23 protein-coding genes are annotated in these 25,840 nt (G+C 72.0%); 10 read left to right on the forward strand and 13 right to left on the reverse strand.

Annotated elements, in window-relative coordinates:
- Positions 1-22: 22 nt before the first annotated feature.
- Positions 23-5,482: an ATP-binding protein gene (locus ABD785_RS09020; protein WP_344824590.1), complete on the reverse strand. Its 5,460-nt coding sequence runs from the start codon at positions 5,480-5,482 to the stop codon at positions 23-25.
- A gap of 405 nt (positions 5,483-5,887) precedes the next feature.
- Complete coding sequence (locus tag ABD785_RS09025; protein ID WP_344824592.1) at positions 5,888-6,250, reverse strand: DUF3099 domain-containing protein; 363 nt, start codon at positions 6,248-6,250, stop codon at positions 5,888-5,890.
- Positions 6,251-6,376: 126 nt separating this feature from the next.
- On the opposite strand from ABD785_RS09025, the gene ABD785_RS09030 reads away from it, so the two are divergent.
- Positions 6,377-6,598, forward strand: coding sequence for a dodecin (locus ABD785_RS09030; protein ID WP_344824595.1), 222 nt, complete (start codon positions 6,377-6,379; stop codon positions 6,596-6,598).
- Here ABD785_RS09030 and ABD785_RS09035 read toward each other — a convergent pair.
- Positions 6,595-7,947, reverse strand: coding sequence for a metallopeptidase TldD-related protein (locus ABD785_RS09035; protein WP_344824597.1), 1,353 nt, complete (start codon positions 7,945-7,947; stop codon positions 6,595-6,597). The two genes, ABD785_RS09030 and ABD785_RS09035, sit on opposite strands and share 4 nt — an antisense overlap.
- Complete coding sequence (locus ABD785_RS09040) at positions 7,944-9,437, reverse strand: TldD/PmbA family protein (RefSeq protein ID WP_344824600.1); 1,494 nt, start codon at positions 9,435-9,437, stop codon at positions 7,944-7,946. The genes ABD785_RS09035 and ABD785_RS09040 overlap by 4 nt, the downstream gene beginning before the upstream one ends.
- A gap of 111 nt (positions 9,438-9,548) precedes the next feature.
- On the opposite strand from ABD785_RS09040, the gene ABD785_RS09045 reads away from it, so the two are divergent.
- Positions 9,549-9,959 (forward strand): STAS domain-containing protein, encoded by a 411-nt coding sequence (locus ABD785_RS09045; protein WP_344824603.1) that lies wholly within the window; start codon positions 9,549-9,551, stop codon positions 9,957-9,959.
- A gap of 27 nt (positions 9,960-9,986) precedes the next feature.
- Here ABD785_RS09045 and ABD785_RS09050 read toward each other — a convergent pair whose 3' ends face one another.
- The 3 genes from ABD785_RS09050 to ABD785_RS09060 are packed head-to-tail and all read right to left on the reverse strand — an operon-like array spanning position 9,987 to position 13,122.
- Entirely contained in the window at positions 9,987-10,376 is a 390-nt protein-coding gene (locus ABD785_RS09050) for an STAS domain-containing protein (RefSeq protein WP_344824607.1), read from the reverse strand.
- Positions 10,373-11,479, reverse strand: coding sequence for a cobalamin B12-binding domain-containing protein (locus tag ABD785_RS09055; protein WP_344824610.1), 1,107 nt, complete (start codon positions 11,477-11,479; stop codon positions 10,373-10,375). Before ABD785_RS09055 ends, ABD785_RS09050 begins: the two co-directional genes overlap by 4 nt.
- Positions 11,476-13,122: a SpoIIE family protein phosphatase gene (locus tag ABD785_RS09060; RefSeq protein WP_344824614.1), complete on the reverse strand. Its 1,647-nt coding sequence runs from the start codon at positions 13,120-13,122 to the stop codon at positions 11,476-11,478. Before ABD785_RS09060 ends, ABD785_RS09055 begins: the two co-directional genes overlap by 4 nt.
- 196 nt (positions 13,123-13,318) lie before the next feature.
- Between ABD785_RS09060 and ABD785_RS09065 the strand changes: the two genes are divergently transcribed.
- Both ABD785_RS09065 and fabI read left to right on the forward strand, forming a co-directional pair.
- Positions 13,319-14,023, forward strand: a complete 705-nt coding sequence (locus ABD785_RS09065; protein WP_344824617.1) for a beta-ketoacyl-ACP reductase — start codon at positions 13,319-13,321, stop codon at positions 14,021-14,023.
- Entirely contained in the window at positions 14,023-14,814 is a 792-nt protein-coding gene (gene fabI, locus ABD785_RS09070; RefSeq protein WP_344824621.1) for an enoyl-ACP reductase FabI, read from the forward strand. The genes ABD785_RS09065 and fabI overlap by 1 nt, the downstream gene beginning before the upstream one ends.
- A gap of 63 nt (positions 14,815-14,877) precedes the next feature.
- On the opposite strand, the gene ABD785_RS09075 is transcribed toward fabI, so the two are convergent.
- The 3 genes from ABD785_RS09075 to ABD785_RS09085 form a co-directional block, all read right to left on the reverse strand.
- On the reverse strand, positions 14,878-15,540 hold the full coding sequence (locus ABD785_RS09075; protein WP_344824624.1) for a hypothetical protein: 663 nt from the start codon (positions 15,538-15,540) through the stop codon (positions 14,878-14,880).
- A gap of 113 nt (positions 15,541-15,653) precedes the next feature.
- Positions 15,654-17,222 (reverse strand): helix-hairpin-helix domain-containing protein, encoded by a 1,569-nt coding sequence (locus tag ABD785_RS09080; RefSeq protein ID WP_344824627.1) that lies wholly within the window; start codon positions 17,220-17,222, stop codon positions 15,654-15,656.
- The gene (locus tag ABD785_RS09085; RefSeq protein ID WP_344824630.1) at positions 17,215-18,150 is read right to left on the reverse strand and encodes an aldo/keto reductase; all 936 of its coding nucleotides are present in this window, start codon (positions 18,148-18,150) and stop codon (positions 17,215-17,217) included. The genes ABD785_RS09080 and ABD785_RS09085 overlap by 8 nt, the downstream gene beginning before the upstream one ends.
- 45 nt (positions 18,151-18,195) lie before the next feature.
- Between ABD785_RS09085 and ABD785_RS09090 the strand changes: the two genes are divergently transcribed.
- Entirely contained in the window at positions 18,196-19,077 is an 882-nt protein-coding gene (locus tag ABD785_RS09090; protein WP_344824635.1) for an undecaprenyl-diphosphate phosphatase, read from the forward strand.
- Between the two features lie 41 nt (positions 19,078-19,118).
- Positions 19,119-19,727 carry a hypothetical protein gene (locus ABD785_RS09095; RefSeq protein WP_344824638.1) on the forward strand — a complete coding sequence of 203 codons (609 nt, stop codon included), beginning with the start codon at positions 19,119-19,121 and terminating at the stop codon, positions 19,725-19,727.
- Here ABD785_RS09095 and ABD785_RS09100 read toward each other — a convergent pair.
- A complete protein-coding gene (locus ABD785_RS09100) occupies positions 19,705-20,682 on the reverse strand; it encodes a magnesium and cobalt transport protein CorA (protein ID WP_344824641.1) in 978 nt (325 codons plus the stop codon). The two genes, ABD785_RS09095 and ABD785_RS09100, sit on opposite strands and share 23 nt — an antisense overlap.
- Positions 20,683-20,704: 22 nt before the next feature.
- Here ABD785_RS09100 and ABD785_RS09105 point away from each other — a divergent pair, with 22 nt between their 5' ends.
- The 4 genes from ABD785_RS09105 to ABD785_RS09120 are packed head-to-tail and all read left to right on the forward strand — an operon-like array spanning position 20,705 to position 23,481.
- Positions 20,705-21,376 carry an MSMEG_4193 family putative phosphomutase gene (locus tag ABD785_RS09105; RefSeq protein WP_344824644.1) on the forward strand — a complete coding sequence of 224 codons (672 nt, stop codon included), beginning with the start codon at positions 20,705-20,707 and terminating at the stop codon, positions 21,374-21,376.
- 46 nt (positions 21,377-21,422) lie between these two features.
- The gene (locus ABD785_RS09110) at positions 21,423-21,959 is read left to right on the forward strand and encodes a DUF3090 family protein (protein ID WP_344825616.1); all 537 of its coding nucleotides are present in this window, start codon (positions 21,423-21,425) and stop codon (positions 21,957-21,959) included.
- Positions 21,956-22,675 (forward strand): SCO1664 family protein, encoded by a 720-nt coding sequence (locus tag ABD785_RS09115; RefSeq protein WP_344824647.1) that lies wholly within the window; start codon positions 21,956-21,958, stop codon positions 22,673-22,675. The genes ABD785_RS09110 and ABD785_RS09115 overlap by 4 nt, the downstream gene beginning before the upstream one ends.
- Before the next feature lie 32 nt (positions 22,676-22,707).
- The gene (locus ABD785_RS09120; RefSeq protein ID WP_344824650.1) at positions 22,708-23,481 is read left to right on the forward strand and encodes an NRDE family protein; all 774 of its coding nucleotides are present in this window, start codon (positions 22,708-22,710) and stop codon (positions 23,479-23,481) included.
- 24 nt (positions 23,482-23,505) lie between these two features.
- Here ABD785_RS09120 and ABD785_RS09125 read toward each other — a convergent pair whose 3' ends face one another.
- Together ABD785_RS09125 and ABD785_RS09130 are read right to left on the reverse strand one after the other, a co-directional pair.
- Entirely contained in the window at positions 23,506-24,522 is a 1,017-nt protein-coding gene (locus tag ABD785_RS09125) for a hemolysin family protein (RefSeq protein ID WP_344824653.1), read from the reverse strand.
- Positions 24,519-25,796, reverse strand: a complete 1,278-nt coding sequence (locus ABD785_RS09130) for a hemolysin family protein (protein WP_344824656.1) — start codon at positions 25,794-25,796, stop codon at positions 24,519-24,521. The genes ABD785_RS09125 and ABD785_RS09130 overlap by 4 nt, the downstream gene beginning before the upstream one ends.
- Between the last annotated feature and the right edge of the window lie 44 nt (positions 25,797-25,840).

Here is a 25,840-nt window from a genome sequence, read left to right on the forward strand (position 1 = left end):
TCTTCCGGGCGGAGGCCGGTGGTCAGGCCTCGCCGGCGCCGATGGCCTTGATGATGCTGGGGCGCAGCTCGGCGGCGCGGATGACGGCGTCCACGGAACCGACCTCGACGGCGCGGCGGATGTTGTGGATGCGGTCGAACTCGGCGGCGACCTCACCGAGCTTCTCCACCCGGACCGTCGAGCGCAGCTCGTCGAGCTCGGCCGTCAGGGTGGCGCGCTCGGCGCCCGCGGCCTCGGCGACCCGGGCCTCCAGCTCCCGGACCCGCGGGTCGGACGCCGTGCGGGCGTTGACGTCGCCGGTGAAGACGACCGCCGCGGCCGGGGCGCCGCCCAGCACGGAGGCGAACGAGCCGTCCAGCGCCAGCACGGTCATGTTCGGGTTCAGGGCCTTGGAGAAGACCACGAACGCGCCGCCGTGGTAGCGCGAGATCACGCAGAACACGATGGGGCCGCGGAAGTTGACGATCGCCCGCCCGATCTCCGCGCCGTACTCGAGCTGGAGCTTGCGCATCGACTCGGGGGAGCCGTCGAAGCCCGACAGGTTGGCGAGGACCACCAGCGGGCGGTTCCCGCTGGCCGCGTTGATCGCCCGGGCGACCTTCTTCGACGACTGCGGGAACAGCGTGCCCGAGGTGTAGGTGTCCGGGCCGTCGGTGGGCGGGAAGCCGCGCCGCTGCACCGACCGCGACTCGATGCCGACGAGGCACACCGGCATGCCGCCGAGATGGACGTCCTGGACGACGGAGGTCTGCGCGTCGGCCATGCCCGCCCAGCGCTCCAGCGTCGGGTGGTCCTGGTCGGACAGCGCCCGCATGACCGTCCGGATGTCGAACGGCTTCTTGCGGTCGGGGTTGGACTCCGCGGAGAAGATCTGGCCGACCGTGGTGAAGTCGCTGTCGGCGATCGTGTGCGGGAAGTCCGAGACGTCCCGGTCGACGGGGTCGGTGGTCGTCGTGCGGCGCGGGGACTCCTCGCCGGGCGCGACGTAGGTGTGCTCGTAGTGCGCCATCAGCACGCCCACCGCGGCGCCCAGGTTCGGCGCCCAGTACTGGGCCTGCCCGTTCGGGCCCATCACCCGGTCGTAGCCGCCGATGCCGAAGTTGTCCTCGGCCGAGACGCTTCCGGAGAAGTCGAGCGACTGCTTGCCGGTGAGGACCATCGCCGAGTCCGGCGTCATCACCAGGATGCCCTTGGTGTGCATGAGCATCGTCGCCTCGGCGTTCCAGTACGGCTGCGCGCCGACGTTGATGCCCGCGACCACGATGTTGATCTCGCCGCCGTCCTGGGTGAACTCGACGATCCGCTTGAGCGCGGCGGCGACCCAGTCCATGTTCTCGGTGCCGGACTGCATGGAGATCCGGGCGCCGGAGGACAGCGCGTACCACTCCAGCGGCAGGTGAAGCCGCTCGGCGAGGTCCAGGGCGGCGATGACGCGGCGGCACTCCGGCTCGGACAGCGCGCCCAGCGACTTGGTCGGATCGCCCAGCAGGACGACCCGGGCCATGCCCTCGGGGTGCAGCGCGGTCGGGGTGGTGACGACGCCCGCGACGAGCGCCGCGGTGTTGCCCCCCTTCGGCCGGTCGACGGGGACCAGCGCGTGGCCGTCGTCGAGGTCGTACTCGGTGAACGCGCCCAGCAGGCTTGTCAGCTCGTAGGGGTAGACGGTGTTGCGGCTGCTGGCGTTGAGCACCTTCTGCCGGTAGGCGTCGACGGGCTCGATCGGCTCGTCGGACGGCTCACCGATGGTCAGGGTGGTGCTGCCGGTGGCGTCGAAGGAGATCCGGACGGCGATCTTCTCCAGCGCGCCGGTCTCCGGGTCGCGCTGCCGGGCGATGAGCAGGATCTCCTCCAGGCCCGCGCCCGCGGTCGCCGGGACGATGCGCCCGGCGATCATCTCCAGCTCCTCGCGGGTGAGGTCGCTGGGCGGCCAGACGTAGATCACGATCCGGTTGGTGGTGAGCCGCTTCTTGGACGGCCGCTGCGACAGCGCCCGGCGGATCGAGTCCAGGCAGGCGGCGATCGTGTCCTCGGCGGTCGGCAGCGCGACCAGCCTGCCGTCGTGCTCGCGGAGCTGGGTGAGGTCGCGGACCTGGGCGAACGCCACGAGACGGTCGTCGGCGGCGTTGGACCGGGCGACGCACCGGAAGAGGTAGACCTCCTCGTCCGAGGACGGGAGCCGGGTGAGGTCGAACTCGCTCAGCCGCTCCATCTGCATCCGCTGCGCGATGTAGGGGTGCAGGCCGCGGATCAGCCGGTGCTCGGCCATCCCGGCGTCCGACGGGCGGAAGGTGAAGTGGTGGTGCATCCGCGCCCCGCCACGGCCCGCGACGGTCGTGGTGAGCCTGCGGACGCCGCCGGGCAGCGGGCGGGCTCCGATGACCTCGCTCAGCGCGGCGGCCATGGCGTCGAAGTCCTGCGGCTGGTTCTCCCAGGCGAGGTAGATGTCGGCGTCGACGGCGTCCTTGCCGGCGGTCAGCTCCGCGAGCCCCGTCAGGGCGTCGCCGAGGGCCTCGAAGGAGACGGCCGAGGAGATCATCGAGGAGCCCGCGCGCTCGGCGATCACGAAGGTGCAGCCCGCGACCTCGGCGGTCCGGACGCCGGTGATGCCCTTGTTGCCGTAGTAGCGGCGGGTCAGCACCTCGAGCATGGTCGCGTTGTCGACGCCGTCGCGGCCCAGCCGCTGGCCGAGCAGCCGGACCAGCGGCTCGGTGCTGGCGACCATCGCGGCGACGCGCTCGGCGCGGTCGGCCGCGTCCGGGTGGGCGTCCAGGTGCCGCAGGTGGGCGCGGACGTCGGCGTAGACGCGGGCCCGGTTGCGGCGCAGCAGCGGCTGCCCGAGCCAGGTGAAGATCAGCCCGCGGGCGAGGTCGGCGACCACGGGGAAGCGGACCTGGGTGGCGGCGACCAGGCGTTCCAGGGTGAGCCCGGCGGACTCGTGGAGCGTCTCGTCGAGCACCGGCTCGCGCAGCCAGGCGCGCAGGAGCGCCGCGACGGCTCCGGCGTCGGCCGACGCCCGCTGCTGGGCGAGGAAGATCCGGAAGACGGCGGCCTCGAGCTCGGGCGAGCGCTCCAGATCGGTGACGCCGTAGTGCCCGAGAGCCTTGGCCACCTTGGCCTGGAAGGTCTCGGGAAGGCCGGCCCGCTCGACGTCGAGGCTCTGCAGGTAGCTGTGGAAGTACTCGCGGGCGCTGTGCACGTGGCCGTCGGCGCCGTCCTCGCCCGAGGGCCGGTTGCGGCTCAGCTCGGCGAGGTCGGCGAACACGGAGACGAGTTCGAGCTCCTCGGCGACGGGGCTGTGGCCGTCCTCGGCGGCGGCCTGGCGGGCGGCGAGGTAGCCGCCGAGCAGCCGGTCCTCGTCGTGCGGGTCGACGTCGAAACCCAGCAGGAGGCTGCGCAGGTCCTCCTGACCGCGGGTGAGGTTCTCGCGGGCGGGGATCCCGGCGGGCGGGACGGGCAGGTCCAGCTCGACCGAGCCGGCGACGTCGGCGGTCTCCTCCTCATCGCCGTCGGCCAGCGGCTCCAGCCGCATCAGCGGGGCGCCGGTCTCGACCTGGCTGCCCACGGAGACGACGCATTCCTTCAGGCGCGCCCGGAACGGCGCCCGGAGCACCGTCTCCATCTTCATGCTCTCCAGGACCAGCACCGGGGCGCCGGCCTCGACCTCGGCCCCGACCTCCAGGGGGGTCGCGACGACCAGGGCGGGCGCGGGGGAGCGCAGGACGCCGCCCTCGTCGCGGCTGACCCGGTGGGTGACGCCGTCGACCTCGACCAGGTGGATCGGCCCGTGCGTCGCGGTCAGCAGCCGGTTCCTGACGCCGTTGACGGTGATCTGCCCGGTGTGGCGGTCGAACCGGTCGAGCTCGACCTCGGCGGTGTGGACCTGGCCGCCGGCCTCGATGCCGACCCGGAAGCGCTGGGCCCCGACCCGGGCGACCCGCACACGGTAGGCGGCGCCGCGCAGCTTCAGGTCGAGGGGACGCCCGCTCTGGTGCTGGGCCTGGGGGCGCCCGCCGAACGCGGTGGTGAGCAGGCGGTGCCGCTCGACGGCCTCTTCCTCCTCGTAGTTCTCGATCGCGGCGGCGGCCAGCGCGACGGCCGAGTGCCGGTGGGTGACGAGCCGGCCCTCGCCGCGGACGCGGTCGATCCAGCCGGTGTCGGCGCTGCCGTCGATCACTTCGGGCTGGTCGAGGAGGTCGAGGACGAAGCTCTTGTTCGTCGCGCCCCCCTCGATGATCACCGTGGTCTGGGTCATCGCCCGGCGGAGCTTGCCGAGCGCCTCCTCGCGGGTGTGCCCGTAGGCGATGATCTTGGCGATCATCGAGTCGAAGTCGGCGGGGATGACGTCGCCCTCGCTGACGCCGGTGTCCACGCGGACGCCGGGCCCCGCGGGCAGGTCGAGCCGGACGATGCGGCCGGGGGAGGGGGCGAAGTCGCGGTCGGGGTCCTCGGCGTTGAGCCGGGCCTCGACGGCGTGCCCGCGCTCGAGGGGCCGTTCGCCCTCGAGGCGGCCGCCGGAGGCCACGTGGAGCTGCGCCTTGACCAGGTCGAACCCGGTGGTGGACTCGGTGATCGGGTGCTCGACCTGGAGGCGCGTGTTGACCTCGAGGAAGGCGAAGATCTGGTCGCCGGGGTGGAAGAGGAACTCGACGGTCGCCGCGCCGCGGTAGCCGACCGCGATCGCGAGCCGCTCGGCCGAGGTCTTGAGCTCGTCGACCTGAGCCGGGCTGAGCACCGGGGAGGCGGACTCCTCGATGACCTTCTGGTTGCGCCGCTGCACCGAGCAGTCGCGGACGCCCAGCGCCCAGGCGGTCCCCTCGCCGTCGGCGATCACCTGGACCTCGACGTGCCGGGCGCCGGTGACCAGGCGCTCCAGGAACACGACGCCGCTGCCGAAGGCCCGCGCGGCCTCCTGGCTGGTGCGCTCGTAGGCGTCGGCCAGCTCGGCGTCGCTGGTGATCACCCGGATGCCGCGTCCGCCGCCGCCCGCGGTGGCCTTCAGCATCAGCGGGTAGCCGATGCCCTCGGCCGCCTCCAGCGCCGCCTCGAGGGATTCGACCGCGCCGCGGCTCCACGGGGCGACCGGCACCCCGACCTCCTCGGCGATCAGCTTGGCGCCGATCTTGTCGCCGAGCTTGCGCATGGCGTCGGGGCTGGGGCCGACGAAGGTGACGCCGATCCGCTCGCACAGCTCCGCGAAGGCGGGATCCTCGGCGACGAAGCCCCAGCCGACCCAGGCGGCGTCGGCGCCGGACTCCACCAGCGCGTGCTCCAGGACCTTCAGGTCGAGGTAGGGGCGGGCCGAGGCGGGGCCGAGGTCATAGGCGAGGTCGGCCTCGCGCACGAACATGGCGGCGCGGTCGACGTCGGTATGCAGGGCGACGGTCTCGATCCGCTGCCCGGTCTCCGCAGCGATCTCCCGTACGGCGTGGATGAGCCGCATGGCGGCCTCACCACGATTGACGATGGCGACGCGACTGAACACCTGACCGGGCCCCTCTGTAGACGACGAGAACACGCCGGACGCCGATGTCCGACAGTGATCACTCTTCCGTCTGCGAGCGCTCCGCGCCATGTCGCCAATGACGCACGCCGCACCCTCTCAGTTGTGGGAACCACACAACAGATCATCTTCCCGGGCCCGGCATCCACGACCGACGAGGCACGGGGAGCCCTGTCCCGGCAGTGGGGTTCGCCATGGCGGCCGGACTCGCGAGATCGCCCCGAAATGAATAAAGCGGCGCTGGGAGGATACGGGGGCAACCCTCCCAGCGCCGCACATCGGTGTTCCGACGGGGGCCCGGAACACCGGCACGGGCGCCCCGACGGGGGACCGGAGCGCCAGGTACAAATCGTACACCGAAACCCCCCGGGGTTAGTCAAGAGATAGTCACGCCCCACTTTGCGGATCTGGCGCGGGGAGCTGCTTCTGGGCGGGGGTCCGGGGAGTGCCGGGAGCCGTGGGGACGGTGGGGTTGGTGAGGTGGTGATGGCTGGGCAGCTTCGTCGGCCGGCGCCCGCCGTTCGCGAAGATCACGCTGACGTAGGGGAGGAAGATCGCCCCGATGATCAGCAGGGCCATGACCGCGGTGGGCACATGGCCGTAGGTGACGACCGCGAGGAAGAAGCAGATCGTCCGGATCCCCATGGAGATCAGGTAGCGGCGCTGGCGGGCGTTCACGTCCTCGGACAGCGGAACGGCGGCGTCGGTGATGTTGTAGACGGTGGCCTTGCGGCGCGGTAGTGCCCTCACGCACTCCACGGTATGCCCGCCTCCCGCGGAAGGCGATCCGCGGTGCCCCCGGGCGCCACGGAGCCCGGATGGCCCGGTGATCGGCGGGGTAGGGGGAGGGGAAGTGCTCGATGAGGAGGAAGTCTTATGAGTGACCGCGTCTATCGGGTGACAGAGATCGTCGGGACGTCGCCGGACGGCATCGAGGCGGCGATCCGCAACGGGGTCAAGCGGGCCTCGGCCACGCTCAGGAACCTCGACTGGTTCGAGGCCACCGAGCTCAGGGGGCAGATCACGGACGGGGAGGTCGCCCACTTCCAGGTGACCCTGAAAGTGGGCTTCCGCCTCGAGGATCCGGGTGAGGCCTAGGACGCCTGGCTGACCGTCGACATGTTGAAGTCGGTGATCCGCACCGGCGGCATGGCCGTCCGGGTGAAGTAGTCCGACCACTCCCGGGGAAGCGTTCGAGTGGTTTGTCCTGTTTCGGCCATCCGGGACAGGAGCCCGACCGGGCTCTCGTTGAACCGGAAGTTGTTGACCTCGCCGACGACCTCGCCGCCCTCGACGAGGTACACGCCGTCGCGCGTGAGCCCGGTCAGCAGCAGGTTCTGCGGGTCCACCTCGCGGATGTACCACAGGCAGGTCAGCAGCAGGCCGCGCCCGGTGTTCGCGACCATCTCATCCAGGGTGGCGCCGCCGGGCGCGCCCTCCATCAGCAGGTTGTCCACGCCCGGGGTCACCGGCTGCCCGGTCAGGGCGGCCGAGAACCGGGTCTGCATGAGGGCGGCCATCTTCCCGCCGGAGATCCAGTCGGTGGCGGGCAGCGGAAGGCCGTTGTCGAAGACCGAGGAGTCGCGGCCCGAGGCGTGCGCGATCGCGAAGGGGGCGCACTCCAGGCCCGGCGCCGCGGGGTCGCTGTAGAGCCGCAGGGGCAGCGGGGACAGTTCCGTGCCCACCGGGTGCGACCCGAAGACCGTGCGGCCCTCGTGGGCGTCCCTGGCGCCCGCGGTCCAGTACAGGTAGATCATCAGGTCGGCGACGGCCGACGGCGGCATCAGCGTCTCGTAACGGCCCGCGGGAAGGTCGATCCGGCGCTTACCCCAGGACAGGCGGCGGGCGAGCTCGGCGGCCATCTCCGGGACGTCCACGTCGGTGAAGTCGCCGGTCCCGGTGCCGACCCAGGCCGAGCTGGAGTCGTTCTTGGCGTTGATCTCGACCTTGCCGGTCGGCTGGTCGTGCCGGAGCCTGAGGCCGCTCGAGCTGCCCAGGAAGCTGGAGGTCAGCTCGTGGTGGGCGAACCCGTACAGCCGCCGCCCGGACGCCGCCGCCTCCTCGAACTGCGCCCCGAGCTCGGGGGCGAAGGAGGAGAACACGGAGATGTCGGTGACGGCGGGAGCGGACTCCCAGTCGGCCGCGGCGGGACCGCCCTGGATCAGCGGGGCGGCGTCCTCGGCGGGCTCCCCGGCCCTGGCGATCTCCTCGGCGGCCCTGACCAGGTCCTCGACCCCGTCGGCCGAGACCCCGGCCCGGGACACGACACCGACGGCCCCGTCCTGGACGGCGATCACCGTGAGCTGCCGGGAGCGGGTGACGCCGTTGGTGGTGAGGGTGTTGCCCGCCCACCGCAGGTTGGCCCCGCTGGACTCGTCGGCGATGACGATGCAGTCGCTGGTGGTGGAGAGCCCGAGGGCCCGCTCCACGGCTTCCTGAGGCCTCACTTGCCCGCCTCCTTGAGTGCGTTGAGGATGTTGACGCCGCGGAAGAGCGCGGAAGGCGCGCCGTGGCTGACCGGGGCGACCTGGCCCGGCTGGCCCTTGCCGCAGTTGAAGGCGCCGCCCAGGACGTAGGTCTGGGGTCCGCCGACCGCTTCCAGGGAGTTCCAGAAGTCGGTGGTCACGGCCTGGTAGGCCACGTCCCGCAGCTGGCCGTCCAGCCTGCCGTTGGTGATCTTGAAGAACCGCTGACCGGTGAACTGGAAGTTGTAGCGCTGCATGTCGATCGACCACGACTTGTCGCCGACGATGTAGATCCCGTCGTCGATCCGGGAGATCAGCTCCTCGGTGGAGGGGCCGTCGGGGGCCGGGGCGAGCGACACGTTCGCCATCCGCTGGAGCGGCATGTTGCCGGGGGAGTCGGCGAAGGCGCAGCCGTTGGAGCGCGCCTGGCCGGTGAGGTGGGCGATGCGCCGGTCGGTCTGGTAGCCGGTGAACAGGCCCTCGGTGACGATGTCCCACTTCTGGGTCTGCACGCCGTCGTCGTCCCAGCCGATCGTCGACAGGCCGTGCTCGACGGTCCGGTCGCCGGTGATGTTGAGGACCTTGGAGCCGTACTGCATGGTGCCGAGCTTGTCGGGGGTGGCGAAGGAGGTGCCCGCGTAGGCGGCCTCGTAGCCCAGGGCCCGGTCCAGCTCGGTGGCGTGGCCGATCGACTCGTGGATGGTCAGCCACAGGTTCGACGGGTCGACGACCACGTCGTAGACGCCCGCCTCGACCGAGGGGGCCGCCAGCTTCTCCTCCAGCAGCCCCGGGATCCGCTCGATCTCGGCGTCGAAGTCCCAGCCCGTCCCGGTGACGTACTCCCAGCCGCGTCCGGCCGGCGGGGCGATGGTCCGCATGGTGTCGAACGCCCCGTCCTTGATGCGGACGGCGGTGAGCTGCGGGTGGATCCGCACCCGCTGCTGGTTGGTGATCGTGCCGTTCGCCGAGGCGAAGTACTTGTTCTCCTTCACCTGGAGCAGGGAGGCGTCCACGTGGTCGACGCCGGCCGCCAGCAGCCGCTTCGACCAGTCCGCCAGCAGGTCGATCTTGACCGAGGTCGGGATCGTGAACGGGTCGATCTCGTAGGCGGAGATCCAGGTCCGCTCGCCGTAGGACGGCTCGGGGGCCAGCTCGATGGCCTCCCGGTTGATCGCCTTGGCGACCTTGGCGACCGCGACGGCCTGCTCGGCGACCGCGGCGGCCGCGTCGGTGGTCAGGTCGATGCCCGAGGCGAACCCCCAGGTCCCGTCCTTCACGACCCGTACGGCCAGCCCGATGTCGTCGGCGTCCAGGGCCGTCTCGGGTGCGCCGTCCTTCAGGCGCAGGGTCTGGCTCCTGATGCGTTCGAGCCGGAAGTCGACGTGCTCGACCCCCAGCTCCTGAGCTCTGGTCAGCGCGGCGTCTGCGAGCGCGCGCAGCGGGAGTGCGTTGAATGAGGGATCGATTGTCACTCGGTCGAGCCTGCCTCATCCACCTGGGACGCAGCAAGGGACAGGCCGCATCGCGCGCCGAGGTGGTACGACGGCGATGAGCCGGGTAGGAAACGCGCGGGAGGTGGGGGCATGAATTCCAGGGTGAGGCGCACGGAGGCGCTCCGGCTCGAGACCGACCCGTCGGGAGGGTTCCTGGTGCTCGGGGTGACGGGCGACATGGACCATGTCGGCTCGGCGGCGCTGGCCGAGCGGTCGCTGTCCGAACTGGAACGGCACGGGCAGGGCCCCTGGCGGGTGGTCCTCGATCTCGGCCGGGTCGAGTTCCTGGACTCCTCGGGGCTCGGCGCCATCGCGGGGCTCTGGAAGCGGGTGGTGCGGGGCGGCGGCCATCTGGTCGTGGCCAGGCCGCCGCGGTTGGCGGAGATCATGCTGCGCCGTACGGGACTCGACCGCTACATCCCGGTCGGGATCTCGATGGACGCGGCGCGCAGGCTCCTCGCCGAGGGCGTCAGGCCCGAGATCCGCGCGGCCGCGGGCTGAGCGCGGCCGGACGGCCCGCCGGCCCGGTCAGGGCGAGTGCTCGTCCTCGCGGACCGCGCCGTCCGCGCCGTCCGCGGTGGCCGGGTCGCCGGTGAGGTGCTCCAGGACTCCGGTCATGTCCAGCATCCGGTCGAGCGCCGCAGGACGGTGGTCGAGCCGCAGCGCCGTACCGGCCAGCGCGGTCCTGCGGCGGATCAGCAGCAGGACCGAGAGCCCCATCGAGTCGCAGACACCGAGCCGGGAGCAGTCGAGCCGCAGCTCCACCAGGTCCGGACGCGCGGCGAGGCGCTCGGTGGCGGCTTCCAGGAGCTCGCCCGCCGTGGCGTAGTCGAGGTCGCCCTCCAGCTCGGCGGTCAGGGTCCCGGGATCGCGGGACCGCCAGGTGAGCAGGAGCGGGCTCGGGGTGAAGGACGTCATGCGGGCTCCTCCAGGCCGGAAACACGGAGGCCGGCCGGGTCTCCGCCGCGGATCCCGGTGAGGATCCCGTCGCGGGCGGCGGACAGCAGGCCGCAGGCGCGGGGGAAGTCGGCGAGCCGCTCCCCCAGCAGTTCGAGGGCGGGCAGCAGCACCCGCGCGGGCACCCCGCGGACCTCGAGGATCCCCGCGGTCCAGGCGATGAAGTCGCGGAACAACGGGGTGTCGTCGACGTAGAGCGCGGTCGCGAGGTACTCCACGATGTGGGCGACGTCCTCGGCGGTGTGCGGCGAGGCGAAGCTCGGCTGTCCGGGGAAACGCTCGATGAGCCCCGCCACGGTCTCCCTGACGAGCCGCGGCGCCGACCGGGCGACCATCGTGTACTCCTGGTCGGCGAGATGCGGCAGGTCGTCGGCGATCTGGTGGTCGAGGGACGGCCCGGGCAGCCCGGCCGCGAGCAGGGCGGCGGCGTCGCGGGCGTCACGCGCCCAGCCGTCGGCGCGCAGCAGCCGCGCGAAGCGCCCGTCGGCGCCGAACGCGGCCCCGCCGACGAGCACGGGGGTGCCGGTCGCCTGGCAGGCGGAGATCGTGGCGTGCGCGGTCGGCAGCCGGGTGGGCAGCGAGGCGGAGACGGCGACGACGTCGGGTCCCGTCCGGTGCAGATGAGAGATCAGATGCGGCCCCGGCACCTGGGCGCCGAGGTAGTCGACCTGCCACCCGCGCAGGCGCAGGACCTCGGTGAGCAGCCGCGCGGGCAGCGCGTGCCACTCCCCGTCGACGCAGGCGACGGCCACCCGGCCGAGATGACCGGTGGAACGCGAGCGCAGCCCGGGGTGGTGGGCGAGCGCGCCGATGACCCGGTCGTTGATGGCGGTGGCCGTGTGCTCCTGGGCGACGGTGAGGCGGTTGGCCGCCCATTCGGCGCCGACGCGCGCCTGGACGGCGCCGATGACGTCGAGGATCAGGTCCTCGGCGTCGAGGCCGGACTCGAGGGCGGACAGGGCCATGTCGACGGCGTCGAACTCCGACCCCTCGCGCACCACCCGCCACAGCGCGTCGGCCCAGGGATCGGCGAGGCCCTTCAGGCCCGGGGAGGGAGCGCTCATGCCGTGAACCTGCCGGGGCCGTGCCCCCCGACGGCGGACAGGTGGGCTCCCCGCGGAGCGGTGACGACGACGAGGGCCATGTCGTCCTGGTGCACGTGGCCGGTCCACTGGGACGCCAGCATCTGCACGTGCTCGACCATGGCCTGGCCCGGCATCCCGGCGCACTGTTCCAGGGCGGCGCACAGCCGCTCCTCGCCGTACAGCTCGTCGCCGAGCGGGCCGCCCTTGGCCTCGGTGACGCCGTCGGTGTAGAGCAGGCAGGACTCACCGGGCGCCAGGACGACCGTGACGGTCTGCGACTTGATCTGGTCGAGGACGCCGATGAGGGTGCCCTTGCTCTCGACGGTCTCGACCCGGCCGTCGGCCCTGACGATCAGCGGAGAGGGGTGTCCGGCGTTGGTCATGCGCAGCTCCAGGCTGCCGCCGACGCGGCGCAGCGAGGCCAGGACCAGGGTGACGAAACGGGCGTGGGCATCATCGTTCAGCAGTACCCCGTTGAGGAGGTTCAGCACCAGGTGATGATCGTCGGCCAGTGGCAGGAGGGCCCGCAGCGTGTTGCGGATCTTGCCGGTGAGCACAGCGGCTTCGAGGCCCTTGCCACAGACGTCGCCGAGGACGATGAGTGACTCTCCGGCCGCGTCGGCCGCGGGGTGCAGGTCGTAGAAGTCGCCGCCGATCCGCTCGGCGGGCCCGCCCGGCCGGTATCCGGCGGCGAGCTCGGCGCCCTCGAGGCGGCTCACGCGCGGCGGCAGCAGCTCGCGCATGAGGGTCTGGGTGATGGAGGCCTGCTCGGCGTACAGGCGCGCCGCCGACATCGCGGCGCCCGCGCGGGCGGCGAACAGCCGGGCGAAGACCTCCTCGCCCTCGCTGAAGGAGGAGCGGGCGGAGCCGCCGAGCAGCACCAGCGCGCCCGCGGGGATGCCGTGGCCCGGCAGTGCGGTCACGACCATCGCGCCGATCTGGCCGAGACCGGCGGACGGAAGCCAGGCGGGCGCGGTGGCCGGGTCGATCCACCGCGACGGCACGGGCGGGAACCCCTGGAGCGCCTCGGCGAGACCGGGGAGCTCGGCGGGGTCGATCACGAGCTCGTCGCGGACCACGACGCCGTCGGGCCCGCAGTAGGCGATGGGGTGCTTGCGGCCGGTGGAGGGGGCGATGACCAGGGCGGCCTCGGCGAGGTTCTGGGCGGCCAGCCGGGCCGTCACCCGCATGCAGCGGTCGAGGTTGAGGGAGGACAGCAGCCGGCTGGAGGCCTCGGCCAGGAAGTCGGTGCGCTCCTGCTGGACGCGCAGGGCGTCGACGGCGAGCCGCCGGTCGGTGTCGTCGACCAGCCACCACACGACCTCGGAGCCGTCGTCGCCGCGGCTGGCGTGGGCCTCGAAGGTGCGGGCGCCGATGGGGCCGCGGGCCGGCGGGGAACCGTCGCCGTAGCCCAGGTGCGCCTCGACCAGCCAGCCGGGTGCCGCGTCGGCGAGGGGCATGCCGGGTTCTGCGGATCGCAGGAGAAGCCGTGCGGCGGGGTTCACCCGTCCCACCGTGCCGTCGGCGCCCACGAGGAGCACCGGATAAGGGGCAGCGTCGATCATGGACGCGGCGGTGGTCGCGGTGCCCTGGTGATCGTGGCGCTCGGGGGAACTCCTCATCTCTCAATTCACTCTACAACCGCCGCGACCGGGCGCCGCGGCCGAAGGACTCACCGGGCACAAACTTCGGGCCCGGATCTTGTCGTTCCCGGCATCTTGCGGGCCTGCCGGCGACCGATAGCCTCGTGCCGCGATGTGATGTGAACTACTCGCTTCCTCGTTCCCCTTCCTTACTCGTCCCACGGAGGTTAGGCGCATGACGCGCTCGGTCCTGGTCACCGGCGGTAACCGCGGCATCGGTCTCGCGATCGCCAGGGAGTTGCAGGCGGCGGGCGACGCCGTTGCGATCACCTACCGGTCGGGTGAGCCTCCGGAGGGCTTCTTCGCCGTCCAGTGCGACGTCACCAGCATGGCCGAGGTCGACGCGGCCTTCGCGAAGATCGAGGCCGAGCAGGGGCCGGTCCAGATCGTCGTCGCCAACGCGGGCGTCACCAAGGACACCCTCCTGGCGCTGATGAGCGAGGAGACCTTCACCTCGGTGATCGACACCAACCTCACCGGCGCCTTCCGGGTCGCCAAGCGGGCGGTGAAGGGGATGATGAAGCTCCGCAAGGGCCGCATCATCCTGATCTCCTCGGTCGTCGGCCTGTCGGGTTCGGGCGGCCAGGCGAACTACGCGGCGTCCAAGTCGGGCATGGTGGGCCTGGCCCGCTCCCTCGCCCGCGAGCTGGGCTCCCGCAACATCACGGCGAACGTCGTGGCCCCGGGCTTCGTGAACACCGACATGACCGCGGTGCTCGACGAGAAGCTCCAGGAGACGATCAAGCAGAACATCCCGCTGAAGCGGCAGGCCGAGCCGGAGGAGATCGCCAAGGCGGTCCGGTTCCTGGCCAGTGACGACGCGGCGTACATCACCGGGGCGGTCATCCCCGTCGACGGTGGACTTGGAATGGGACACTAATGGGCATTCTCGAAGGTAAGAACATCCTGGTGACGGGCGTCCTCACCGACGCCTCGATCGCCTTCCAGATCGCGAAGATCGCGCAGGAGGAGGGGGCGAACGTCGTGCTGACGGCGTTCCCCCGGCCGACCCTCACGCAGCGGATCGCCAAGAAGCTGCCGTCGGGTCCCGACAACGTCCCGCTGGTCGTCGAGCTCGACGTGACCAACGAGGAGCACCTCGGCGGACTCGAGGCGCAGCTGCGCGACCACGGCTGGGACCGGATCGACGGTGTCGTGCACTCCATCGGCTTCGCGCCGCAGGAGGCCCTCGGCGGCAACTTCCTCAGCACCAAGTGGGAGGACGTCGCGACGGCCGTCGAGATCTCGGCGTTCTCGCTGAAGTCCCTGACGATGGCCTGCCTGCCGATGATGAAGGACGGCGGCTCGGTCGTCGGTCTCACCTTCGACGCGCGCGCGGCCTGGCCGGTCTATGACTGGATGGGCGTCGCGAAGGCCGGCCTCGAGTCCTGCAACCGCTACCTGGCGCGTTACCTCGGCACCCAGGGCATCCGGTTCAACCTCGTCGCCGCGGGCCCGATCCGCACGATGGCCGCCAAGTCCATCCCGGGCTTCGAGGGCATCACCGACGGCTGGTCGAAGTCGGCCCCGCTCGGCTGGGACATCACCGACGTGGTCCCGACCGCGAAGGCGACCGTCGCCCTGCTGTCGGACTGGTTCCCGGCGACCACCGCGGAGATCATCCATGTCGACGGCGGCGTCCACGCGATGGGCGGCCAGTTCGACCAGTAGCACCAGGCACGGGAAGGGGCCCGGGAGAGATCTCCCGGGCCCCTTCCGCGTTCCGTGCGGATCTCAGGTGAGGGCGTCCAGCGCGGCCTTGCGGCGCAGCCTGGCGCCGATCACGCTGAACTGGAGCATCACGACGCCCGCGGCGGTTCCGGCCCCCACGGACGCCCACAGGGCCGTCCCGCCGTCCCCGCCGAGCGTGGTCACCGACGACACCGGCACGAGATGGGTCTCGGGCAGCGCGACGGCCTGGGGCGCGGCCGGCCCGGCGACCTCGGGGGTCTCGGGCAGGACGACGGTCGAGGGGGTGTCCGAGGGAAGCCGCTTGAAGCCGTTCACCTTGGTCAGCGGCACCGTGTAGCGCGACGTGCCCTGCGGCACCGACGGCGGCGGGGCCTGGACCGCGGGCGGAGCCGGCTTCGCCTTCTTCTTGGGCGGGGCCTTCTTCGCCGGTTCCGGCTCCTTCTTGCCGTCGTCCTTGTTCTTGTTCGTCAGCTCGTCGATCTTCTTCTTGATGTCGTCGGCCTTGTTCCGCACCTGGCAGACGATGTTGTTCCAGGTGGTGACCGGGTCCGTGCCCTTGGGACAGGTCTTCGGCTTGCCTTCGGCGGGCGCCGCCGTCGCCGGCACCGCCGCCCCGAACACCATGAACGCGCTGGCCGAGACGGCGAGCGCTGCCGGGCCGAGCCGGTGGAAGCGTCTGCGGCGGGGGGCTCGATGGCGGGACATGGGCCTCCTCAGAGTCCTGGGGGGTTATTGACTCTCCGTCTTGTCTAACGGATCAGGGGGGCCCAAGTCACCCCCTGCCTCCAGAATTCCGTTCTAATCCGGGGATTTCCCGGTCAGCGCAGCAGTCCGGCGAGGCGGGTGCGGCGCACGACAGGCGCCTGCGCGGCGATCGCGTCGGGCAGGGCGGGGCCCGCGGCCGTCACCACGGACAGGTGGCGGCGCGCCCGGGTGAAGGCCGTCAGGGCGAGCGGCTGGGTGAGGGCGTCGGCGGTGGGGAACACGGCGATGACGGCGGGCCAGCGGGTGCCGACGGCCTGCTGCACGGGGATGGCCCAGCCGTGGCGCAGCCGCGGCAGATGGGCGGCGGGCACCTTGACGGCGCCGGCGGGCGAGTCGAAGGTCAGGCCGTCCGCTGCGGCGGCCGTCACGGTTCCGGTCTCGCCCGCGGGGGCGCCGGGCAGGGGCACGGCGACGAGCACGCGGTCGCCGACGTCGAAGCCGCCGCACGCGCCGGGACCGGGGTTGAGCCTGGCCTTCAGCGCCGTGTTGAGCGCGGCGGTCCCCTGGAGGGCGGGGGTGAGGACCTGGACGTCGGAGGTCGGGATGCCGAGGGCCCGCGGGATCGAGTCGGCGAGCAGCTGGGACAGGCGGTGGGCGGCCTCGCGCCCGTCGGCGACGGGGACGATGACGACCTCGTGGCCGGGCGCGTCGACCTCGGTCCACGCGCCGATCCTGACCTCCTCGACGAAGTGGGCGAGGGGGTCGTCGTCGGGCGGGAACTCGGTGACGGGGATGGTGCCGGAGTCGATCAGGTCGGCGAGGACCCGTCCGGGCCGGTGCGAGGCCAGCCCGCCGGGGTCCCCGATCAGCAGGAGGTGGGTTCCGTCGGGGCAGGCCTCGATGAGCGCGGCGGCGGCCTCGACGTCGAGGGCCTCGGCTCCGGCGACGACGACCAGGCCGGCCTCCAGCGGGAACTCCGGTCCCCGGGCGAAGCCGCCCTCGCGCGCGCCGAGCAGGGCGTGCAGGCTGACCGCGCCCGGGAACTCCAAGGCGGCGGCGGCCGTGGCGGTCGCGACGGCGACGGCGAGCCCCGGAGCGGCGGCGAGCTCGGCGACGAGGTCGGCGGCCGGCCCCACGGCGATGCTGACGCCGTGGAAGACGGCCTGGCGGGCGGCCTCGTGGACCATCGGGATCTCCAGCGGGGGAGCGGCCTGGAGCCGCTGCACGCCCTCGGCGACGGCCTTCTCGGCGCGCGCGTAGCGGGCGAGGGCCAGCCACTCCTCCTCGTCGGGGAGCTCGTCGGCGTCCTCGGGGACGTCGGGCTCGACCATGACGAGCACCACGGAGCCGTCCTCGATCGCGGCGTTGATCGCGGCGACCGGATCGGCGATCCGCATCCGCTTCAGGGCCTCGACGACCTCGGCGCCGGGAAGCGCGGTGTCGCCGTCGCGGGCGGCGATCCCCAGCAGATGGCCGACCAGGGCGCGGCCGCGCCTGGGATCCTGCGGATTGGCGTTCGGGAGCAGCGCCTTGGCGAGGTGGTCGGCCTGCTCGGGCTGGATCCCCGGCACCTTGAGCAGGTCCCAGGGGTCGGCGAGCAGCAGCGTGTTCGCGTCGTCGCCGAGGTAGGCGCGGGCGCGGGCGGCGATGGCGTCGGGCAGGAGGGTGAAGGCGTCAGACATCGGATACGTCGTCCAGAGCGTCGCGGATCTCGTCGGGCAGGGTCAGGTCGTCGGCCAGGAGCACGGCGCGCAACTGGGCCGTGGTGCGGGCGCCGACCAGGGCGGAGGCGACCGCCGGCTGGTCGCGGACCCAGGCCAGGGCGACCGCGAGCGGAGTCACGCCGAGACCGTCGGCGGCGGTGGCCACCGACTCGACGATGCGGGAGCTCTGCTCGCCCAGATACGGTGCCACGAACTCCTCCAGCCGGTCGCGCGCCGCGCGGGAATCGGCGGGGATCCCGGTCCGGTATTTGCCCGTGAGGACTCCGCGGCCGAGCGGAGACCAGGCCAAGACGGACGTTCCGGAGTCGAGGGCGGCCGGGACGGTCTCGCGTTCGGCCTCGCGTTGCAGCAGCGAGTACTCGATCTGGTCGGAGACGATCGGGCAGCGTCCGGGCCAGGCGCGCTGCCAGGTCGCGGCGGTCGCGAGCTGCCAGCCGCCGTAGTTGGAGACGCCGACGTAGCGGGTCCGGCCGGAGGCGACCGCCTCGTCGAGGGCGGCGAGGGTCTCCTCGTACGGTGTCGCGGGGTCGTGGGCGTGGACCTGCCACAGGTCGACGTGGTCGACGCCGAGCCGGTCGAGGGAGCGGTCGAGGGCCGCGAGCAGATGGCGCCTGGAGGCGTCGTAGCCGCGCGGGGTGAGGCCCGCCTTCGTGGCGACCACGAGGTCGTCGCGGTCGACCAGCGAACGCAGCAGCTGGCCGAGGATCCGCTCGCTGACCCCGTCCGCGTACACGTCGGCCGTGTCGACGAGCGTGCCGCCCGCCTCGACGAACGCCGCGAGCTGCGACGCAGCCTCGTTCGGGTCCGTCCCGTCCCCCCATGTCATGGTGCCGAGACCCAGCCGCGACACCATGAGCCCGCTCCGCCCGAGCTGACGCTGCTCCATAAGGACCCGAGCCTAGGGCATGTCCGCAGGCCACTACGCTCTCTGATGCAGATCAATCGGGACAAGAAGGGCATGTGGGTCGTGAGCGACGGGATGGGCATAGTTGAGGCCACCGTGCTGGGGGTGGTCCAGGGGCTGACGGAGTTCCTGCCGATCTCGAGCTCGGCGCACCTGCTGATCGTGCCGAGCGTCGCGCACGACCTGGGCGCCGAGTCCTGGACGAAGGACCCCGGCGCGGCCTTCACCGCCATCATCCAGCTCGGCACGATGGCCGCGGTGATCCTCTACTTCCGTAAGGACATCGCCGACATCGTCCGGACCTGGACGCGGAGCCTGTTCGACAGGAGCCTGCGCTCTCACCCCGACGCCCGGATGGGCTGGTACATCGGCCTTGGAACGATCCCCATCTCCCTGGTGGGGCTGCTGTTCAAGGACCTCATCGAGGGCCCGGCCCGCAATCTGTGGATCAACGCGACGGTCCTCATCGTCATGGGCCTGGTGCTGATGGTCGCCGAATGGGCGGGCAGCCAGGAGCGCGAGGTCAGGGATCTGACGCTGCGTGACGGGCTGATCGTCGGCGGCTTCCAGGCGCTGGCCCTGGTGCCCGGCTCCTCGCGTTCGGGATCGACGATGACGGGCGCGCTGTTCCTCGGCTACACGCGGGAGGCCGCCGCGCGGTACTCCTTCCTGCTGTCGATCCCCGCGGTCGTGCTGTCCGGGGCGTTCGAGCTGCGGCACGTGTCCGAGGGCGGGCTCCCGGTGCAGGGGACGGTCATCGCGACGGTCGTCTCGTTCGTGGTCGGCTACGCCTCGATCGCCTGGCTGCTGAAGTTCCTGGTGAAGCACTCGACGGCGGTCTTCGTTTACTACCGGGTGATCCTCGGCGGGATCCTGCTCGGCCTCCTGTCCTCCGGAGCGATCACGTGAGGCCTGTCACTGGGAGCGGTGCGCAGGCTATCGTTCCGCCCGTGGACGATTCGGAGCTCCAGACCGGCCCCGGTTCCGGCGATCCCGCCTCTGGCGACCCGAGTGCCAGCGATCCCGGCTTCTTCTCCTCGCTCGGCTCGGGGTCCATGCTCGGCCAGCTGCGGCTGACGTTCCTGGCCCTGATGCCGATGCCGGTCCTGGTGGCGGCGATGTCGCCGTTCATCGTCCGGATCGAGACCCACCATCTCGACGCGCCACCCGTGTGGGCGGAGGCCGCGGTGATCGCGCTGGCCCTGGCGGTCCTGCTGGTCGTGCGGCGGCTGCCGCCGCCGCTGTCGCCGGACCTGGCGCCCGACCGGGTGGCCGCGGCGGCGTCGAGCTCGTTCCGCGCGACGCTGTTCCTGCGGTTCGCGATGACCGAGGCGGTGGTCCTGGCCGGCCTGCCGCTGTCGATGGTCTCCGACAGCCTCGTGCCGATGACGGTCGCGTTCGGGCTCGGCTTCCCGCTGATGCTCGCCCTGTCGCTGCCCACCCGCGGCACGATCGAGCGCATCAGGGAACGGCTGGAGCACAACGGCCTGACCACGGACCTGTGGGCGACCCTGCTCGGCCCGTTCCCCGGACGCGCTAAAGCCAGCCCGACTTCTTGAGCTTGCGGTACAGCAGGAAGCATCCGGTGCCCATGAACGTCAGGATCAGCGGGTAGCCGTAGGTCCAGCGGAGCTCGGGCATGTGGGAGAAGTTCATGCCGTAGATCCCGGCGATCGCGGTCGGGATCGCCAGGATCGCCGCCCACGCCGAGATCTTGCGGACGTCCTCGTTCTGCTGCTTGCCGAGCAGGGCCAGATGGGCGGTGAGGACGTTGGTGACGAGCTCGTTGTGGGCGTCGATCTGCTGGTCGGCGCGGAGCAGGTGGTCGAGGACGTTGCGGAAGCGGTCCTCGGTCTTCGCGCAGAGCGCCACCCGCCCCTTGACGATCTCCTGGACGACGGGGATCAGCGGGTCCTCGGCGGTCCTGAACTCGAGGATCTCGCGCTTGAGCGTGTAGATGTCCTCGGTGACGTCGTCGCGGCCGCGGGTGAAGATGCGGCGTTCGAGGTCGATGATGTCGGCCTCGATGTCGTGGGCGATCCGGTCGTAGGAGTCGACGATGTCGTCGCACACGGAGTAGAGGACGGCGCCGGTTCCGGAGGCCAGCAGCGCGTGGTCGGCCTCGAGGCGCCGGCGCACCTCGCGCAGCGGGTTGGCCTTGCCGTGCCGGACGGTGATCACGAAGTCCTTGCCGACGAAGAGCATGATCTCGCCGAGCTCGATGGCCGTGGGACGGGTGTAGGTCACGGTCTTCAGCACGACGAACACGGTGTCGCCGTAGTGTTCCAGCTTGGGCCGCTGGTGGCCGTTGGCGGCGTCCTCGATGGCCAGCGGGTGCAGCCGCAGTTCCTTCTTGACCTCGTCGAACTCCTCCGCGGACGGTTCGTGCAGGCCGATCCACAGGAAGGCGTCACCGTCGGATCTGGCGGTCGTCAGCGCCTCGCTGATGCCGCCGTCGACGTCCTCGCGGAAGCCGTTCCGATAAATGGCGCAGTCGATAATCACGTCCGCCATTGTCGGGCATAAAGTACATCCTGTGACCACTGTTCTGCTCGTTCGCCATGGACTCACCGCGAAGACCGGGCCGATCCTGACCGGATGGATGCCCGGCGTGCCCCTGGACGAGCGGGGGCGGGCGCAGGCGGCGGCGGCCGGGCGGCGGCTGGCCGGTGTCCCGCTCTCCCTCGTGGTGTCCAGCCCGCTGGAACGGTGCATCGAGACGGCCCAGGCCCTCCTGGACGGCAGGGACGGGCTGGACAAGCCCGAGATCGACGACCGGTTCGGCGAGGTCCGCTACGGTGACTGGACCGGCCGTGAGCTGAAGGATCTGGCCGCGGAGCCGCTGTGGAAGGTCGTGCAGAACCATCCGAGCGCCGTCACCTTCCCCGGAGAGGACGGCGAGTCCCTGGCCACGGCGCAGCACCGGGCCGTCACGGCCGTCCGGGACTGGAACGCCCGGCTGGGGGGTGAGGCCGTCTACGCGGTCTGCTCGCACGGCGACATCATCAAGTCGATCATCGCGGACGCCCTGGGCCTCCATCTGGACCAGTTCCAGCGGATCCAGGTCGATCCGGCGTCCGTGACGGTGATCCGCTACACCGAGACTCGCCCGTTCCTGGTGCGCATGAACGACTGCGGCGGCGACGTCAAGGGGCTGATCCCGCCCAACCAGGGGGACGGTGACGCGGCCGTCGGCGGCGGCGCGTAGGGTCGTTTGGGGGCGGTGGGGCGTAGCCAAGGGGGTAATGCACAGAATGCCGGTCATCTCCTATGACATGCCGGACCGGTTCGTCGCCGGTACGGTCGGCCAGCCGGGAGCGCGCGAGTTCTATCTCCAGGCGGCCGAGGGGCGGCGTGTCACCAGCGTGGCACTGGAGAAGTTCCAGGTCAGCCTGCTCGCAGAGCGGCTCGAGGAGCTTCTGGACGAGGTGCTGCGGCGCAGTGGCGGCGCCGCCCACGTCCCGGCGGTCACGCCCGACGGGCTGCGCGACGACGGGCCGCTGGCCCAGCCGGTGGAGGAGGAGTTCCGGGTCGGGTCGATGGCCCTGGCCTGGGACCCGGAGGACGAGCGGATCGTCATCGAGGCCCAGGAGGGCGGCGAGGACGAGGAGGAGGATGACGACGGCCTGGTCCTGCGCGTCTCGATCAGCGCGGCCCGTGCCCGCGCCTTCGCCGAACGGGCACTGAAACTCGTGGCGGCCGGACGGCCGCCCTGCCCGCTGTGCGGGCTCCCCCTCGACGCGCTCGGGCACGTGTGCCCCCGGCAGAACGGTCATCTGAGAACACCATGACGCCCTCCCCGGTTGAGGACGCAGAGGCGCTCCTCACCCACGGAACGCTGACGATCGAGGGCAGGCTCGTCCAGGCGTCCAACGCGACCCTCCGCTGCGACATCGAACTCGACGGCGTCGCCGCCAGGTGCGTGTACAAGCCGATCGCGGGGGAGCGTCCGCTGTGGGACTTCCCCGACGGCACGCTCGCCGGCCGCGAGGTCGCCTCCTACCTGGTCTCCCAGGCGATGGGCTGGCGGATCGTGCCGCCGACCGTGCACCGCGACGGCCCCTACGGACCCGGCATGGTCCAGCTGTGGATCGACACCGACGAGAGCGTCGACCTGGTCGCGCTGTCGAGGGCCAACGATCCGGCGATCCGGCGGATGGCGGTGTTCGACGCGGTGATCAACAACGCGGATCGCAAGATCGGCCATCTGCTGCCGGTCGAGGGCGGCCATGTGCACGGCTGCGACCACGGCGTCTGCTTCTCCACGGAGTACAAGCTCAGGACCGTCCTGTGGCAGTGGCGCGGCAAGCCGCTGAAGCCGCTGGCGATCCAGGCGCTGCAGAAGGTCAGGGCGCAGCTCGACGGGGCGCTCGGCGGACGGCTGGCGGAGCTCGTCACCGCTGACGAGGTGGAGGCGACCCGGCGGCGGGTCGACCTGATGCTGAAGCACCGCGTCCATCCCTACCCGCCCGAGGACTGGCCCGCCATTCCCTGGCCCCCGATGTGAGCGGCCGGGCGGGCGCTTGGTGAAATGGCGGGATGTGCACCGCCCTCGTGAGCTTCGATCCCGCCGCGCGCTTCCCCCTGCTGCTGGCCGGAATCCGTGATGAGTTCGCCGACCGGGCCTGGGACCCGCCCGGAGCCCACTGGCCGGACCGTCCCGGCGTGCTCGGCGGGCGCGACCGGCTGGCGGGCGGCACCTGGCTGGCGGTCGACCCCTCGGTCCCGCGGGCCGGCTGCGTCCTCAACGGGACGGGCGTCCTGGCCCTGGAGGAGACGCGGTTGTCGCGGGGAGACCTGCCGCTGCGGGCCGCGGCCGACGGCGATCTCGGCGATCTGGACCTGACCAGGATCGACCCGTTCCACCTGATCTGCGGGGAGCCGTCGAAGGTCCGGCTGTGGACCTGGACCGGCACCGACCTGACCGACCAGTGGCTCGAGCCGGGCCTGCACATCGTGGTGAACACCGGCCTGAGCGGCACGTGCGCGGCGACGGGCGGCTCGATCCCCAAGGCGGGCCTGGACGGCATCCGCGCCCGCCTGGAGCACTTCACCCCGCGCCTGGAGGCCGTGGACCGGCCCGATCCGGCCGAGGGGGAGACGGCGGCGGCGTGGGGGCCGTGGCTGCCGCTGGTGGAGGGTGACGGGCTCGATCCCGCCGATCCCCGTGCACTGCTGCTGCGCCACGAGGGGGAGCGGGTGTTCGCCTCGACCTCGGTCAGCCTGGTCGCCCTGGCAGGGGACGCGGTCCGCTACGACTTCTCCGGGCGTCCGGGCGACCGCTCCGCCTGGCGGACCGTCCTGGGCGGCTGATCCTCCGCCGGGTCCGGGGCCGCCTCAGCGGTCGCCGATGAGGGCGGTGAGGACGTCCTCGAAGAACATGACGCCGACGGTCGTGCCGGTGGCGTCACGGACCTCGGCGAGGTGGGTGCCGGCCTGGCGGAGCTCGCCGAGGACCTCGCCGAGCACCGCGTCGCTGCGCACCGCCCGCAGCGGCCTGATCCTGGCCGCGGGCAGCGGCGTCGCCGAGACCTCGGTCTCGAGCAGGTCGAGGAGGTCGACCAGGTGGATGTAGCCCTGGTAGCGGCCGCGTTCGGCGCCGCGCACCGGGAAGCGTGAGAAGCCGGTGGCGGTGACGAGCCGCTCGAGCTCGCCGATCGTCACCGACGCCGCGACGGTCTGGATGTCGCGGGCGGGCACCGCGACCTCGGCCGCGGTCTTGTCCTCTATGGCCAGGGCGCCGGACAGCAGCGCGTGGTCCTCCTCGTCGAGCAGGCCGGCGCCGCGTGACTCGGCGGCCAGCGCCGACACCTCCTCGCGGGTGAACGCCGAGGTGACCCCGCTCGCCTGCCTCACGCCGAAGGCCCGCAGCAGCAGGGCCGACACGTGGTTCAGCGCGGAGATGAGGGGCCGCAGCGGCCGGACGATCATCGCCAGGGGCGGGGCGAGCAGCAGCGCGGCCCGTTCGGGTCCGGCCAGCGCGACGTTCTTCGGCACCATCTCGCCGAGGACCATGTGGATGAACACCACGACGGCCAGGGCGATGGTGAAGGAGATCGGGTGGAGGAGCCCTTCGGGGATCCCGGCGGCGTGCAGCGGCGCCTCCAGGAAGTGCGCGACGGCCGGTTCACCGGTGGCGCCGAGCCCGAGCGAGCAGGCGGTGATGCCGAGCTGTGCCCCGCCGAGCATCAGCGTGACGTTGTCGATGGCGCCGAGCGTGGTGCGGGCCCTGCGGTTCCCGGTCTCGGCGAGCGGCTCGATCTGGCTGCGGCGGGTCGCGATCAGCGAGAACTCCGCCGCCACGAAGAACGCGTTGCACAGCACGAGCAGGATCGCTACGGCGATGGCCGTCATGGGAGCAGCTCCAGGATGACGCGGTCGACGCGGCGGCCGTCCATGCGGGCCGCGGTCAGGCGCGACGCGGGGTCGTCGAGGATGACGGTGTCGCCGAGGTGGGCCAGCCGGCCGAGGCCGTGGACGAGCAGCCCGGCGACGGTGTCGTAGGGGCCCTCGGGCAGGGCGGCGCCGGGGAACTCGGCGACCTCGTCGAGGCGGAGCAGCCCGCTGAGCTCCCAGACGCCGGAGCGGATCTGGACGACGGGGGCCCGATCGGTGTCGTGCTCGTCGCGGACCTCGCCGACGAGCTCCTCGAGCAGGTCCTCGGCGGTGACCATGCCGGCGGTCCCGCCGTACTCGTCGATCACCACGGCGAGGTGGACGTTCTGTTCGCGCATCCGCGGGAACAGCTTCTCCAGCGCCAGGGTCTCCGGGACGCGGGCGGGCGCGACGGCGATGTCGCCGACCCGGACGAGCCTGCGCCGGTCCGACGGGACGGCGATGGCCTGCCGGATGTGCACGATCCCGACGATGTCGTCGGGGCCGTCCCGATAGACGGGGAAGCGGCTGTGGCCGTGCGAGCGGGCCTGGCTGAGCATCTCGGCGACGGGGTCCTCGGCGTCGAGCATGTGCATCCGCGAGCGGGGCGTCATGACGTCGCCCGCGGTCCGGTCGCCGAAGGTGAGCGTGCGGTGGACCAGGGAGGCGACCCGGTCGGGCAGGGTTCCGGCCTCGGCGGAGCGGCGGGCCAGGGAGGCGAGCTCCTGCGGGGAGCGGGCCGAGGCCAGCTCCTCCTGCGGCTCGATCCCGAGGCCGCGCACGACCCGGTTGGCGACCCCGTTGAAGAACGCGATGACCGGCCGTCCGGCCTTGGCGAACAGCTGGACCGGGGTGGTGACGGCGGCCGCCACCGGGTAGGGCCTGGCGATCGCCAGGTTCTTGGGGATCAGCTCGCCGAACAGCATCTGGGTGAGGGTGGCGATGAACAGGGCGAGGGCGGTGGCGAGGGCGTCGCCGATCCAGCCGGTGCCCTCCAGCAGGGAGGCGAGCGACGGCTGGGCCAGGTAGCCGACCATCAGCGAGGTGACGGTGATGCCGAGCTGGACGCCCGAAAGCTGGAAGGTGAGGGTCCGCAGGCTGGTGAGGACCCTGCCCGCCGCCTTGCTGCCCAGGTCGGCCCGGGCTTCGACATTGGCCCGGTCGACGGTGATGAGACTGAACTCGGCGGCTACGAACAGGCCGTTGAGCGCGATCAGCCCGATCGCGGCGGCCAGGAGAAGGACCTCTAGCAAGCGCGGGTCCCGGGCGGAAGGCTCATGATGCCCACCATCCTAGA

Origin of the sequence: Actinocorallia longicatena, assembly GCF_039534125.1 — a bacterium.
Taxonomy (GTDB): Bacteria; Actinomycetota; Actinomycetes; order Streptosporangiales; family Streptosporangiaceae; genus Actinocorallia; species Actinocorallia longicatena.

Excerpts from the sequence above, each read along its gene's own strand:
- ABD785_RS09030 (WP_344824595.1), top strand. The coding sequence starts at position 6,377 with ATGAGTGACCGCGTCTATCGGGTGACAGAGATCGTCGGGACGTCGCCG.
- ABD785_RS09045 (WP_344824603.1), top strand. The coding sequence starts at position 9,549 with ATGAATTCCAGGGTGAGGCGCACGGAGGCGCTCCGGCTCGAGACCGAC.
- ABD785_RS09050 (WP_344824607.1), bottom strand. The coding sequence starts at position 10,376 with ATGACGTCCTTCACCCCGAGCCCGCTCCTGCTCACCTGGCGGTCCCGC.
- ABD785_RS09055 (WP_344824610.1), bottom strand. The coding sequence starts at position 11,479 with ATGAGCGCTCCCTCCCCGGGCCTGAAGGGCCTCGCCGATCCCTGGGCC.
- ABD785_RS09060 (WP_344824614.1), bottom strand. The coding sequence starts at position 13,122 with ATGAGGAGTTCCCCCGAGCGCCACGATCACCAGGGCACCGCGACCACC.
- ABD785_RS09065 (WP_344824617.1), top strand. The coding sequence starts at position 13,319 with ATGACGCGCTCGGTCCTGGTCACCGGCGGTAACCGCGGCATCGGTCTC.
- fabI (WP_344824621.1), top strand. The coding sequence starts at position 14,023 with ATGGGCATTCTCGAAGGTAAGAACATCCTGGTGACGGGCGTCCTCACC.
- ABD785_RS09075 (WP_344824624.1), bottom strand. The coding sequence starts at position 15,540 with ATGTCCCGCCATCGAGCCCCCCGCCGCAGACGCTTCCACCGGCTCGGC.
- ABD785_RS09080 (WP_344824627.1), bottom strand. The coding sequence starts at position 17,222 with ATGTCTGACGCCTTCACCCTCCTGCCCGACGCCATCGCCGCCCGCGCC.
- ABD785_RS09085 (WP_344824630.1), bottom strand. The coding sequence starts at position 18,150 with ATGGAGCAGCGTCAGCTCGGGCGGAGCGGGCTCATGGTGTCGCGGCTG.
- ABD785_RS09090 (WP_344824635.1), top strand. The coding sequence starts at position 18,196 with ATGCAGATCAATCGGGACAAGAAGGGCATGTGGGTCGTGAGCGACGGG.
- ABD785_RS09100 (WP_344824641.1), bottom strand. The coding sequence starts at position 20,682 with ATGGCGGACGTGATTATCGACTGCGCCATTTATCGGAACGGCTTCCGC.
- ABD785_RS09110 (WP_344825616.1), top strand. The coding sequence starts at position 21,423 with ATGCCGGTCATCTCCTATGACATGCCGGACCGGTTCGTCGCCGGTACG.
- ABD785_RS09115 (WP_344824647.1), top strand. The coding sequence starts at position 21,956 with ATGACGCCCTCCCCGGTTGAGGACGCAGAGGCGCTCCTCACCCACGGA.
- ABD785_RS09120 (WP_344824650.1), top strand. The coding sequence starts at position 22,708 with ATGTGCACCGCCCTCGTGAGCTTCGATCCCGCCGCGCGCTTCCCCCTG.
- ABD785_RS09125 (WP_344824653.1), bottom strand. The coding sequence starts at position 24,522 with ATGACGGCCATCGCCGTAGCGATCCTGCTCGTGCTGTGCAACGCGTTC.